Here is a 13,592-nt window from a genome sequence, read left to right on the forward strand (position 1 = left end):
TGGGAGATGACCACGTTGATAGGCTATAGATGTAAAGGCAGTAATGTCATAGTCGAGTAGTACTAATAATCCGTAAGCTTATGTACACCCTTTTCTCCCACCGTAAGGTGGGAGAAGAAACTTTCTAAATCAATACTTTTTTCTTTATCTCAGTATGTTAAGATATTATTACAATTTTTAATTAATTGTAAAATTGCCCAAAGCAATTATAACTTCTTAAGGTGGTTATTGCGGCGGGGCTCACCTCTTCCCATCCCGAACAGAGTAGTTAAGCCCGCCTGCGCAGATGGTACTGCAGTTATGTGGGAGAGTATGTCGTCGCCTTTCTTTTGAAAACCCTGTTTCTAGCGAAACAGGGTTTTTTGTTTTACAAAATACTGGGGTAATGTTTTATAATGCTTTGTAGTTTAACCGCAAAGTGCGCAAGGAAAGTTTGTAATTGTTAAGTTCGCAAAGCTGGATCCGATGATATTTTGTGACCAAATGCAATTGTGGAAAGTTGTCTTTCTTTTTGTTTTTATTGATTCTTATTTTTTTTTAAAATAGCTTCTAGTTTGCTTTTTAAAAGAGAAGGACTAAAAAATCTTTTAATTGAATGTTGGTGGAAAGTTCACAAAGGCACAAGGCGTGATACTTTGGAATCTGGAATTTTAAAAATGACACTTCTCTTTATCTTAGATTGCGTTAGGGATGGCAGCGATATCCTTTTGCGATACTACAAGCCTCTGGCGAAACAAACTAATATCTCTATCGCAAAAGATTTAGCGTACAGCCCGACCCGAAGGGAAACGCCAAAATCAAGTATTGGATAATTTTCTGTAAAAGTTTCTGTTAAATTATATTCATTTTTAAGTTTTAAATTATGGTGTGTTAGCCTATCTAAATGTGAATCTGTATTTTTGTATTAAATATTATAATTTAAGTATGAAAAAAAGTATTGTATTGTTGACATTGTTTGTTCTCTCAAATTTAAATGCTCAACAACGCCCTAAGTTAGTGGTAGGGATTGTAGTAGATCAGATGAAAATGGAATATTTATATCGGTTTTCAGATGATTTTTCACCAAACGGATTTAAGAGATTGATGAATAATGGATATACTTTTCAGAATATGCATTATAATTACATGCCAACTTATACAGCCCCGGGACATGCATCAATTTATACTGGAACTACGCCAGCTACACATGGAATTGTAGGTAATGAATGGTTTAGCAGAACACTTGGAAAGCAAATGTATTGTACGGATGATGCAGGTGTGAAAACTGTTGGTGATGGTACAGCAGAAGAAGGTGCTATGTCTCCTAAAAATTTGCAAAGTACTACTATTACTGACGAAGTAAGAATGGCGACCAATTTTCAAGGAAAAGTAATTGGAATTAGCCTTAAAGATCGTGGCGCAATTTTGCCGGCAGGTCACTTTGCAAACTGGGCATTTTGGTACAGTAAAACCGGATCTTTTATTTCAAGTACTTTTTATGGAGAAAAATTACCTGAGTGGGTTATTCAATTCAATAATGAGAAACATTATATGCCATATATTAACAAAGGATGGGATTTGTACAAACCAGCTTCAACATATAACGAAAGTTTACCTGATGATAATCCTTATGAAGGTAAATTGTACGGAAGTGCAGCGCCTGTTTTTCCGTATGATTTAAAATCAATGTATGAAAAGAATGATGCTGGAATTCTAAGAGCAACTCCTTTTGGAAATGACTTACTGGCTGAATTTGCTAAGAAAGCTATTGAAAAAGAAGAATTAGGAAAGGATAATATTACAGACTTTTTAACTGTAAGTTTCTCTTCTACTGATTATGTAGGTCACTTACTTGGGCCACGTTCTATGGAACTTCAGGATACCTATTTGAGATTAGATCAAACAATCGCAGATTTCTTAAATTATCTGGATAAAACTGTTGGGAAAGGAAATTATTTACTTTTTCTAACTGCTGATCATGCAGGAGCTGAAAATGTGATTTATTTAAAAGATCATAAATATAATGTAGATAATTATCCTTCAAAAGAAGTTAAAAAAAGTTTACAGGATTTCTCTGTTAAAACATTTGGAGTTGATTTAATCTTAAACTACTCAAACTTTAATGTTTTCTTCAATAAACAAATTATTAAAGATAAAAAGTTAGATTTAGTAAAAGTAAAACAAGCTTTTAAGGATTTTTTAATAGCTCAGCCACAAGTTAAAAAAGTATATACTGAAGAAGAAATTTTAGCTAATGCAGGAAATGATTATTATTTGAATTTTGTCGCGAAAGGTTATGATGTCACCCAAAATGGTGATTTGGTAATTATTGATAAACCCGGAGTTATCGAGTACACAACTACAGGAACGTCACACGGAACGCCTTATTCTTATGATACACATGTGCCAGCTATTTTTTACGGATGGCATATTAAAAAAGGAGAATCTTATGATAAGAAAGCCATTACTGAGATTGCGCCAACAATTGCGCAAAAAATCAAAGTAACTTTCCCAAATGGAACTGAAGCAAAAGTGTTGCAAGAAGTTTTAGATGAGAAAAAATAGTTTCTCTCTAGCATACAAAATAAAACCTGTCATATAATGGCAGGTTTTTTTATGTGATAAAAAAAAGGCTTTTCAATTAAGAAAAGCCTTTTGAATAGTGTTTAGTAAGCACTTATTTAATGTTAGCACTATGCGTTTGCTAACACTAACTCTTCGTTAAAAGGAAGGTTCCAAGCTTCAGCAACTCCTTTGTAAAGAATTTTTCCGTTAGCAATGTTTAATCCTTTTTTCAATTCTTCATTTTCGTTACAAGCTTTTTCCCAGCCTTTATTTGCTAATTGCAGCGCGTAAGGCAAAGTTGCATTAGTCAAAGCCAAAGTAGATGTGTAAGGCACAGCACCTGGCATATTTGCTACACAGTAGTGAACAATATCATCAATGATAAAAGTTGGATTTTCGTGAGTTGTAGGAGTACAAGTTTCGATACATCCACCTTGGTCAACTGCAACATCTACAACAACAGTTCCCGGGCGCATTAATTTAAGCATGTCACGAGTAATTAAGTGAGGCGCTTTTGCTCCTGGAATTAAAACTGCTCCAACAATTAAATCAGCTGTAGCAATTGCTTTTGTAATGTTGTAATGATTTGACATTTCTGTACTCACGTTTGCAGGCATAATGTCATCTAAATAACGTAAACGAGGCAAACTTAAATCCATAATAGTTACCTGAGCTCCTAAACCAGCCGCCATTTTTGCAGCTTGAGTTCCAACGATTCCCCCACCTAAAACTAAAACTTTAGCAGGAGGTACACCTGGAACTCCACCCAAAAGAATTCCTCTTCCTTTTAATGGTTTTTCAAGATATTTTGCTCCTTGCTGAATAGCCATACGACCGGCAACTTCAGACATTGGAACTAATAATGGTAAGCTGCGATCTGCTTTTTCAACCGTTTCATAAGCTAAACATACAGCACCTTTCTCAAGCATAGCATGAGTTAATGGTTCTGATGAAGCAAAGTGAAAGTAAGTAAATAATAATTGATCTTTTTTGATTAATGGATATTCAGATGCAATTGGTTCTTTTACTTTAATGATCATTTCAGCAATAGCATATACTTCCTCAATAGTGGCTAAAACAACCGCTCCGGCATTTGCATATTCCTCATCACTAAAACCACTTCCTAGACCAGCTGTTGCCTGAACATAAACTGCATGTCCGTGTTTTTTCATTTCAGAAACTCCGGCGGGAGTTAAAGCCACACGGTTTTCGTTATTTTTTATTTCTTTTGGAACACCTATTATCATTTTGTTATATTTTTTCGTTTTTATTGAAATTCTTTTACAAAACTACAGATAGAGAATATATTATGGATTAAGCACCTATAAATAAGAAAATATTATTTTATTTAATACTTTTACAGAAAAATATTCTTTTTGAGAGCCTACTATCTTGCTCAAAAAGAAAAAATGACTAAATTTTATTAATTACAGAAAACGTTTTCGTTATGGCTTTAGATGAAATTGACAAAAAAATCCTACGACTTTTGCAAGAAAATGCGCACTATACTTTAAAAGATATTGCAAACAAAATAAATCTGTCTCTTACACCTGTACATGATCGGGTTAAACGGCTTGAAAAAGAAGGTGTTATTGAGAAGTATGTTTCAATTTTAAACAAGAAAAAATTAGGCAATAATCTCACGGTTTATTGTCAGGTAACGCTAACGAAACAAACATATGATACTTCAGAAGGATTTAATCAGTCGATTTTGAATTTGCCTGAAGTGGTGGAATGTAATTACGTATCCGGAAACTTTGATTATATGCTTAAAATTATAATTCCAGATATGGAAAGTTACCATCAATTTCATCAAAAAAAATTATCAATATTACCTGAGGTGTCTTTAATTAATACTGTTTTTGTAATTTCAGAAGTTAAGAGCACAACTGTTCTGCCTATATAATCTAAACTATTCCTATTGTGTTCTTTTTCATTCAAACAAAAACCACCAAGCACTGCCTGATGGTTTTAAAAATAATGGGTGGTTTTGGTTTTATATTAATAGTAAGTAAAACGTCTCACTTTGGCAATGTATTTGGCCAATCGAATAACCTGATGACTGTAGCCGTATTCGTTATCGTACCAAATATAGAGCACAATGTTTTTTCCGTCATTTGATACAATTGTGGCGTTGCTGTCATAAATAGAGGGAGCAGATGTTCCAACGATATCAGATGAAACTAATTCATTATTTAATGAATATTTTATTTGCTCTACTAATTCTCCTTCGAGAGCATATTTTTTCATGATTTTGTTAATTGAAGCAATAGAAGTTGCCTTTTTAACTTCTAAATTCAAAACAACTAGAGATCCATTTGGAACCGGAACTCTAATAGCATTCGAAGTCAATTTTCCTTCTAATGAGGGCAAAGCTTTCGCAACAGCACTTCCGGCACCAGTTTCGGTAATAACCATATTTAAAGCTGCAGCTCTTCCGCGACGGTATTTTTTATGCATATTATCAACCAGATTCTGATCGTTTGTATAGGCATGAATAGTTTCCAGATGGCCTTTTACCACTCCCAAAGTATCTTCAATAGCTTTTAAGACAGGAGTTATGGCATTTGTCGTACAGGAAGCGGCGGAGAAAATATCAATTTCGTCAGGATTATATTCATTATGATTTACACCATGAACAATATTAGGTATTCCTTTTCCGGGAGCTGTCAATAAAACTTTGCTAGTTCCTGGTGAAGTCAAATGCTTTTTTAAAGCTTCTTCAGTTGTAAAAGCTCCCGTATTATCAATTACCAACGCATCATTGATTCCGTATTGAGTATAGTCAATTTCTTCCGGTGCATTTGCAGTGATAATATGTACCGTAGTTCCGTTTATAATCAAAGCATTATTTTTTGGATCAGCAATTACAGATCCCTGAAAATCTCCATGAATAGAATCATAACGTAAAAGAGAAGCTCGTTTCTCTAAAGTTGATGTGTCGTTCTTGTCACGTGTTACAATCGCTCTTAAGCGCAATTGGTTTCCTTTACCAGTTTTAGACATTAATTCCCGGGCTAATAATCTGCCAATTCTACCAAAACCATATAAAACAACATCTTTTGGCTGAATTTCTTCTGATGATTTAGCCTTTTTTAATTTATCGATTACAAAATATCTTGCATCAGGATATTTTTCATCTTCTAAACGATATTCATAAGTTAGTTTTCCAAGATCTAATTTTGCAGGAGGAAGATCTAAGGTTAAGATAACTTTTGCGATTTCAACTGAATCAAAAATGGTGATAGGTTTACCCACAAATTCACCTGCATATTGATGCAAATTGATTATATCGCTGACATTTTTATCCAATAATTGATTCTTGAATAAGACCATTTCAATGGATTTGTCATACCATAAATCGCTTATGATTTTAATTAATTCGACACCAGCTCTTCTTCGGTCGACTTGTAATGATACCTCTTTTTGGTACAAAGATTTGTTGCTCATAATTGATTAAATTGAAAAAATAAATACACAAATATTTTTGAATTTGGCGCAAAAGTATTTATTTCAATCGATTTCGTAAGCTATTTTGTGATTTATTTTTAAAAACCTCTACGAAATAAAAAAGCCATCCTGATTTTTCAGAATGGCTTAGTTTTGGGAAATAAAAAGAATTAGATGATAACTCGGATGATCTCTCCTTTTTTATTAATCATTTCAATTCGTATGCTTTGATTTTCGTCTTTTTGGCCTAAAAGTTTTGAAACCGTTTCGATATCTGTTGCTTTTATATTGTCAATACTCAAAATAATATTGCCTTGTAATTCATTATTATATTGTTTGAGATTTTCGTTTGTCAGCGCTTTTATTTTTACACCATAGTTTAGACCGAATCTCTTTTTATCGGTAGCATCTATATTTTCTAATTCGATTCCTTTAAATTCAGTACTAAAAAATTCATTTTTGCTCAAGGTAACAGGAACTACTTTGTTTTTTCCATCACGAATATAGGTTACCTGAACGACATCATTTGGTCTTTTTGTATTAATATATCCTGAAAAATCAGCATAAGTAGCAATGTCCCGATTATCTAATTTTACGATAATATCTCCTTTTTGAAGACCAGATTTTTCGGCTCCTGATTGTTTATTTACTTTATTGATATAAAAGCCCTGAGTTTGAGAGACACCTAGTTCTTTGGACGCGGCATTATTAAGTTCGCCACCTTCGACACCCAGTATCGCTCTTTGTACATTACCAAACTCCATGATATCTTCGATAATTTTTCTGGCAATATTTGATGGCACTGCAAATGAGTATCCTACATAAGATCCTGTTGTGGAGGATATCATAGTGTTAATGCCAATTAATTCTCCACGAGTATTTACCAATGCACCTCCACTATTGCCCGGGTTTACAGCAGCATCTGTCTGAATAAAAGATTGTATTCCGTTTGTGTCCAAATTTCTGGCTTTCGCCGAAACAATTCCGGCAGTTACAGTCGAAGTTAGGTTGTACGGATTTCCAACAGCCAGAACCCATTCGCCAACTTTTACAGCATCAGAATTTGCAAAAACAGTATAAGGTAATTTTTCATCGGTATTGATTTTTAATAATGCAATATCCATTTTAGAATCAGTTCCAATAAGTTTTGCTGTATATGATTTTTTATTGTTTAAAGTAATTTCAATTTCGGTAGCATTTTTTATCACGTGATTATTGGTTACAATATAACCATCTGCAGAAATAATAACCCCGGATCCTGTTCCTACCTGTTCTTGTGTTTGTTGACCTCCGTAACCATAAAAGTATTCTAACATCGGATTAGTTACGGTTCTGCGAGACACATTTTTTACGTGTACTACAGTATGAATAGTTTTATCTGCTGCTGCAGTAAAATCAACAGTTTCCGCAGCCAATCCTACTTGCTTTGAGAAAGAATTTGGAGCAAGAGTTACTACTGGATTTTTTGTACCAAAAACAGAGTCGTTATTTTCAAATAATAACTTGTATGCACCAAGTGTAGTAGCACCACTTAAAAGTGATACTAAAAATAGGGTAGAAAATCGTTTCATAGTTGATCAATATTTAAGTTATCTAATGTAAAATTATATCAAAAAAAATCTGAAGTAAAGTCGTTTAACTCTGTTTAACAATGATTAACATATCATTAATAGTTCGTACTTTTGTATTTCTCAATTCAAGAAAAATGCAAGTAGAATTTTATAAATATCAAGGAACAGGAAACGATTTCGTAATGATTGATAATCGTTTAGATTTTTTCCCCAAGAAAGATACGAAATTAATTGAACGTTTGTGCGACAGACGATTCGGAATAGGAGCGGATGGACTTATTTTGTTAGAAAATGATACTGAAACTGACTTTAGAATGGTATATTATAATTCAGATGGAAATCAGAGTTCAATGTGCGGAAATGGAGGTCGTTGTTTAGTAGCATTTGCCAATCAATTGGGTGTAATTGAAAACAAAGCTACATTTATTGCAACAGATGGTTTACATCATGCTTCTGTTGGTGATGATGCTATTATTTCGTTACAAATGATTGACGTTGATGAAGTGCAAAAAAAAGGTTCTTATACTTTTTTAGACACAGGTTCCCCACATCATGTTCAGATTGTTGATGATTTAGAACATTATAATGTAAAAGAGAATGGTGCCGCAATTCGTTATGGGGAGTTGTATGGAGAAAAAGGAAGTAACATTAATTTTGTAAAAAAAGTCGATGACAGTACTTTTTCACTTCGTACCTACGAAAGAGGAGTAGAAGATGAAACGCTGGCTTGTGGTACAGGAGCAACTGCAGTAGCTATTGCTATGAACGCTATTGGTGAGACAGATAAAACTTCGATTAACCTAAATGTTGAAGGAGGAAAATTAACCGTTTCTTTTGATAAATTAGGAGATCATTTTACGAATGTTTTCTTAACCGGACCAGCAAAATTTGTTTTTAAGGGAACAATAGAAATTTAATCAATAATTTCAGTCTGAGACAAGTCGAAGACAAATATATAATCAACAATGATTACACTGAAAGGCGAAAATATTTATCTTCGAGCATTAGAACCTAATGATTTAGAGTTTGTATATGCGATGGAGAATGATGAAAATATTTGGGAAGTCAGTAACACACAAACGCCTTATAGTCGATTTTTGGTTAGGCAATATCTCGAAAATGCACAAAAGGATATTTACGAAGCAAAACAACTTCGTCTGGCAATTTGCCAGGATCAGGATTTTCCGGCGATTGGTTTAATTGATTTATTTGAATTTGATCCAAAAAATAACAGAGCAGGAGTTGGAATCGTTATTCAGAGCGGTGAAAATAGAAACAATAAAATTGGATCTGAGGCATTAGAACTTTTAATTAAGTATTCCTTTCATAATTTAAATTTACATCAATTGTATGCAAATATTGCTGTAGGAAATGTACCAAGTATAGCTCTTTTTACTAAATTTGGCTTTGAGAAAATAGGAATTAAAAAAGATTGGATTTTGCTCAATAACCGCTATCACGATGAAGCAATTTTTCAGTTAATTAACAAACAAATTTAAACTTTAGACTTTGAGCTTAAAAAAAATAATCACGATATCTGCTGTAGCTGTAATTTCAGTTTTAATGATTTATGGTTTTATTTTAATTAATAAAATATTCAGCGCCAATACCAAATTCGAAGAAAAAGAACTTTATGTATATGTTCCAACTGGTGCTAATTATACTGATGTAAAGAAAATATTAGAACCCTATATCAAGAATTTTGACAATTTTGAAATGGTTGCCAATAAAAGAAGTTATCCTGAAAATGTAAAATCCGGTCGTTTTTTACTTAAAAAAGACATGAATAATCTTGATTTAGTTCGTGCGATGCGAGCTAATATTCCTGTAAAATTGGCTTTTAATAATCAGGAGCGCTTAGAAAATTTTGCCGGAAGAGTAGGTGCAGAGATTGAAGCAGATAGTTTGTCTTTAATGAAAGCAATTAAAGATCCTGCTTTTTTGAAAGAAAATGGTTTTAATGAAGATAATGTATTTGCTATGTTTATTCCCAATACTTATGAAATTTACTGGAATACGTCTGCAGAGAAATTCCGTGATAAAATGATTAAGGAATACCATAATTTCTGGACTCCTGAAAGAATAGAAAAAGCAAAGAAACAAGGATTAACACCTGTACAAGCAACAATTTTGGCCTCAATCGTTCATAAAGAATCTGTCAAAAAAGATGAAAGACCTCGCATTGCCGGCGTTTATTTGAATCGTTTACGATTAGAAATGCCGTTGCAGGCAGATCCAACTGTTATTTATGCCTTGAAATTAAAAGATAATAATTTTGATCAGGTTATCAAAAGAGTTTTTTATAATGATTTGATAATGAAATCGCCTTATAATACGTATGTAAACATAGGACTTCCGCCAGGGCCAATCGCAATGCCTGATATTACTGCTCTTGAAGCGGTTTTAAACCCGGAAAAAAACGATTATATTTATTTTTGTGCAAGTGTAGATCGATTTGGTTATCACGAATTTGCGGCTACTTATGAAGAACATACTAAAAATGCAAAAAAATATTCAGACTGGATTGCTAGCCAGGGGGTAACAAGATAAATGAGCATTTGCATGTAGTGCAATTGAAATTATATGGAAAACCGAAGCTTTTATGGCTTCGGTTTTTTTTATTATAGTTTGATAGGGAGGTATTTTTTTATTTCCTACATAAAAAAACATGACACCTAAGCATTTCGGAAAACAGTTGCAAATTCATTTAATTGCAATTTTTGTACTTATGGAATGTTATGAAAATACTTTTGACAAAAAAAGCATTTGCTTTAAGGTAAATTTTAATTTTTCGTAAAAAACCAGACTTCGAATTTGAGTAAAAAGTATCTTTTATTTCGATTCGATTTATGTGAATTTTTAAAATCAAATTCATTTTTCGCTGTTAAAAACGAGACTTTAAAGTAGGTTTTTTCTTGTTTTTTGTTTGAATTTGATAAAAAAATGCTAAAAAAGCCCTTTTTTTTTACTCTTTTTTTTAGTTTTTGGAGCTAATTTCAGAAGCTGTTCGATCGCTCGAATACTCGGTCAATAAAGGGATTAAAAGAGATTATTGTATTTTATAAAATATGTAAAACACTGATTATGAGTATTGTTTTGTATTTCTTATCTTTGCAGCGTAGAAATTTCAAGAGGGTGACAGCGTCTTGAAGAAAAACAATTTATGATAAAGAAGTGGTATTTTTATGCGAGTTTGATCGTTATTATTACATTTTTGAGTTTGGGTTTTAAACCCTTTAATATGGAAACCAAACCGTGGTTCCTAATCGAAAAAACAGATGGATCTGAATACGTATTTCCATCGCAAGAAGAGGATGATTATCCTACGGAAAAAAAGGTAAATGTTCTATTTACAGAAAAGCGCCTTATAAGTTTTAAAGAAGCAGTTGCTTTTAAAGAATCTCAAGGAAAATACCGATTGGTAAATTCATTGGGTTACATGGGAAAATACCAATTTGGTTCTAAAGCCTTAAGAGCGGTTGGTGTTCATAATAATAAAGCATTTTTAAAAGATCCTGCCTTACAGGAAAAAGCATTTATTGCTTTGCTATCCAAAAACAAATGGATTTTACGTAATGAAATTCAAAAGTATCAAGGTAAAATTATCAGTGGCATTCAAATTACCGAATCTGGAATTTTGGCAGCTGCACACCTTGGAGGTGCTGGTTCAGTTAAAAACTTTTTCAAAAATAATGGAAACAGACATTTTAAAGATGCCTATGGAACTTCATTGAAAAGTTACATGAAAGCCTTTGGAGGTTATGATTTATCCCATATTGAGGCAGATAATGATGCTACAATACACGATCAAATTTAGAATAAGCATAAAAAAATCCCGAAATTGTTCGGGATTTTTTTATGCTCTTTAGTCAATTAAGATTTCTAAGATTTTAATAGCTGCTTCACTGATTTTAGTTCCTGGCCCAAAAACAGCTACGGCTCCGGCATCAAACAGAAATTGATAATCTTGCGCCGGAATTACACCGCCAACAATTACCATGATATCTTCACGTCCGTGTTTTTTAAGTTCTTCAATAACTTGAGGGACCAATGTTTTATGTCCTGCAGCCAGTGATGAAACGCCTAAAATATGCACATCATTTTCAACAGCTTGTTTGGCTGCTTCGGCTGGAGTTTGAAAAAGAGGACCTATATCTACATCAAAACCTACATCAGCATATCCGGTTGCGACTACTTTTGCGCCGCGATCATGTCCGTCTTGTCCCATTTTGGCAATCATGATTCTGGGACGTCTTCCTTCTTGTTTGGCAAAGGCATTAGCTAATTGTTTTGCCTTCTCAAAATTCTCGTCATTTTTTATTGCTGCACTATACACACCGCTAAAGGATTTAATCTGTGCTTTGTATCTTCCAAAAATACTTTCAAGAGCATCGCTGATTTCGCCTAATGTTGCTCTGTTTCGAGCAGCTTCAATAGCAATTTCTAATAAGTTTCCTTGTCCGGTTTTGGCACAAAGTATTAATTTTTCGAGTGATTGATTTACTTTTTCAGTATCTCTTTTTGCTTTTATCTGTTCTAGTTGCTCTAATTGTTGTTTGCGGACCATTTGGTTGTCTACATCCAAAATATGCAAAGGATCTTCTTTTTCCAGTCGGTATTGATTAACACCAACAATAATATCTTGTCCGCTATCTATTCTGGCTTGTTTTCTGGCAGCTGCTTCTTCTATTCGTAGTTTTGGAATTCCTGCTTCAATAGCTTTTGTCATTCCTCCTAATTCCTCTACTTCTTCAATTAGTTTCCAGGTACTTTTTAGAATTTCATTAGTTAAACTTTCAACATAATAACTTCCTCCCCAAGGATCAACAGTTTTTGTGATTTTAGTTTCTTCCTGTAAAAAAATCTGAGTATTACGAGCAATCCTTGCCGAAAAGTCTGTTGGTAATGCAATCGCTTCATCTAAAGCATTAGTATGTAAGGATTGAGTTCCTCCAAAAGCAGCGGCAGTAGCTTCGATACAAGTTCTTGCCACATTATTAAACGGATCTTGTTCTGTTAGACTCCAGCCACTTGTCTGGCAATGCGTTCTTAGAGCTAATGATTTATCGCTTTTAGGATTAAATTGTTGTACTAATTTTGCCCAAATCATTCTTCCGGCACGCATCTTGGCGATTTCCATAAAATGATTCATACCAATTGCCCAAAAGAAAGAAAGGCGAGGGGCAAACTCGTCAATCGTCATTCCTGTAGAAAGTCCGGTTCTGATATATTCTAAACCATCAGCCAGCGTATAAGCCAATTCAATATCAGCAGTTGCTCCGGCTTCCTGCATATGATATCCTGAAATCGAGATCGAATTAAATTTAGGCATTTTCTTGCTCGTAAATTCAAAGATATCAGCTATAATCTTCATAGAAGGCGTTGGAGGATAGATATAAGTATTACGAACCATAAACTCTTTCAGGATATCATTCTGGATCGTGCCGGATAATTTTTCAATGGCAACACCTTGCTCTTCTGCTGCAACGATATAAAATGCCATAATTGGCAAAACGGCGCCGTTCATAGTCATTGAAACTGACATTTCATCAAGTGGAATCTGATCAAATAGAACTTTCATGTCTTCGACAGAATCGATGGCAACTCCGGCTTTCCCTACATCACCCACAACTCTTTCATGATCTGAGTCATAACCACGATGCGTTGGTAAATCAAATGCGATCGAAAGCCCTTTTTGTCCTGCTGCTAAATTTCTTCGGTAAAAAGCATTACTTTCTTCAGCGGTCGAAAATCCTGCATATTGTCTAATCGTCCATGGTCGTCTTACGTACATAGTAGCATATGGTCCACGTAAATTCGGTGCAAAGCCAGCTCCGAATTCTAAGAACTCTAAATCCTCAATATCTTTTTCAGAATAAGTTTTTTTGAGTTCAATTCCTTCAGCCGTGTAAAAGTTTTCAGTTATAGAATTGGGATTATTGGCCAGTTTGTCTAACTTTTCATTTTTTACATTTAACTTAATATGTTTAAGGTCTTTTCTTATCATGGAAATACTCTTTTGAGCAG

At 33.8% G+C, this 13,592-nt stretch carries 10 protein-coding genes and 1 rRNA gene; 7 read left to right on the forward strand and 4 right to left on the reverse strand.

What is annotated here, in order from left to right; translation table 11 throughout:
• Positions 1-217: 217 nt before the first annotated feature.
• A 5S ribosomal RNA gene (rrf, locus tag ACQKCJ_RS06490) occupies positions 218-327 on the forward strand.
• Between the two features lie 597 nt (positions 328-924).
• On the forward strand, positions 925-2,544 hold the full coding sequence (gene pafA / locus ACQKCJ_RS06495; protein WP_427401660.1) for an alkaline phosphatase PafA: 1,620 nt from the start codon (positions 925-927) through the stop codon (positions 2,542-2,544).
• A gap of 128 nt (positions 2,545-2,672) precedes the next feature.
• Here pafA and ald read toward each other — a convergent pair whose 3' ends face one another.
• Positions 2,673-3,791, reverse strand: a complete 1,119-nt coding sequence (gene ald, locus ACQKCJ_RS06500) for an alanine dehydrogenase (protein ID WP_427401661.1) — start codon at positions 3,789-3,791, stop codon at positions 2,673-2,675.
• Positions 3,792-3,991: 200 nt separating this feature from the next.
• Here ald and ACQKCJ_RS06505 point away from each other — a divergent pair, with 200 nt between their 5' ends.
• Positions 3,992-4,450, forward strand: a complete 459-nt coding sequence (locus ACQKCJ_RS06505) for an Lrp/AsnC family transcriptional regulator (RefSeq protein WP_072961962.1) — start codon at positions 3,992-3,994, stop codon at positions 4,448-4,450.
• A 95-nt stretch (positions 4,451-4,545) separates the two neighbouring features.
• Here the strand turns inward: ACQKCJ_RS06505 and ACQKCJ_RS06510 are convergent, their stop codons facing one another.
• Entirely contained in the window at positions 4,546-5,994 is a 1,449-nt protein-coding gene (locus ACQKCJ_RS06510) for a glyceraldehyde-3-phosphate dehydrogenase (RefSeq protein WP_271334490.1), read from the reverse strand.
• A gap of 170 nt (positions 5,995-6,164) precedes the next feature.
• Positions 6,165-7,565 (reverse strand): S1C family serine protease, encoded by a 1,401-nt coding sequence (locus tag ACQKCJ_RS06515; protein WP_427401662.1) that lies wholly within the window; start codon positions 7,563-7,565, stop codon positions 6,165-6,167.
• A 134-nt stretch (positions 7,566-7,699) separates the two neighbouring features.
• On the opposite strand from ACQKCJ_RS06515, the gene dapF reads away from it, so the two are divergent.
• The 4 genes from dapF to ACQKCJ_RS06535 all read left to right on the forward strand — a co-directional run bounded on the left by dapF (position 7,700) and on the right by ACQKCJ_RS06535 (position 11,382).
• Positions 7,700-8,482 carry a diaminopimelate epimerase gene (gene dapF / locus ACQKCJ_RS06520; protein WP_271334495.1) on the forward strand — a complete coding sequence of 261 codons (783 nt, stop codon included), beginning with the start codon at positions 7,700-7,702 and terminating at the stop codon, positions 8,480-8,482.
• Positions 8,483-8,530: 48 nt separating this feature from the next.
• Positions 8,531-9,064 carry a GNAT family N-acetyltransferase gene (locus tag ACQKCJ_RS06525; protein ID WP_271334488.1) on the forward strand — a complete coding sequence of 178 codons (534 nt, stop codon included), beginning with the start codon at positions 8,531-8,533 and terminating at the stop codon, positions 9,062-9,064.
• A gap of 10 nt (positions 9,065-9,074) precedes the next feature.
• Positions 9,075-10,115 (forward strand): endolytic transglycosylase MltG, encoded by a 1,041-nt coding sequence (gene mltG / locus ACQKCJ_RS06530; RefSeq protein WP_427401663.1) that lies wholly within the window; start codon positions 9,075-9,077, stop codon positions 10,113-10,115.
• A 613-nt stretch (positions 10,116-10,728) separates the two neighbouring features.
• Positions 10,729-11,382, forward strand: coding sequence for a peptidoglycan-binding protein LysM (locus ACQKCJ_RS06535; protein WP_271334486.1), 654 nt, complete (start codon positions 10,729-10,731; stop codon positions 11,380-11,382).
• Positions 11,383-11,430: 48 nt separating this feature from the next.
• Here ACQKCJ_RS06535 and scpA read toward each other — a convergent pair whose 3' ends face one another.
• Entirely contained in the window at positions 11,431-13,572 is a 2,142-nt protein-coding gene (scpA, locus tag ACQKCJ_RS06540; RefSeq protein WP_271334485.1) for a methylmalonyl-CoA mutase, read from the reverse strand.
• Between the last annotated feature and the right edge of the window lie 20 nt (positions 13,573-13,592).

Source organism: Flavobacterium sp. NPDC079362 (genome assembly GCF_050267765.1).
Taxonomy (GTDB): domain Bacteria; phylum Bacteroidota; class Bacteroidia; order Flavobacteriales; family Flavobacteriaceae; genus Flavobacterium; species Flavobacterium azizsancarii.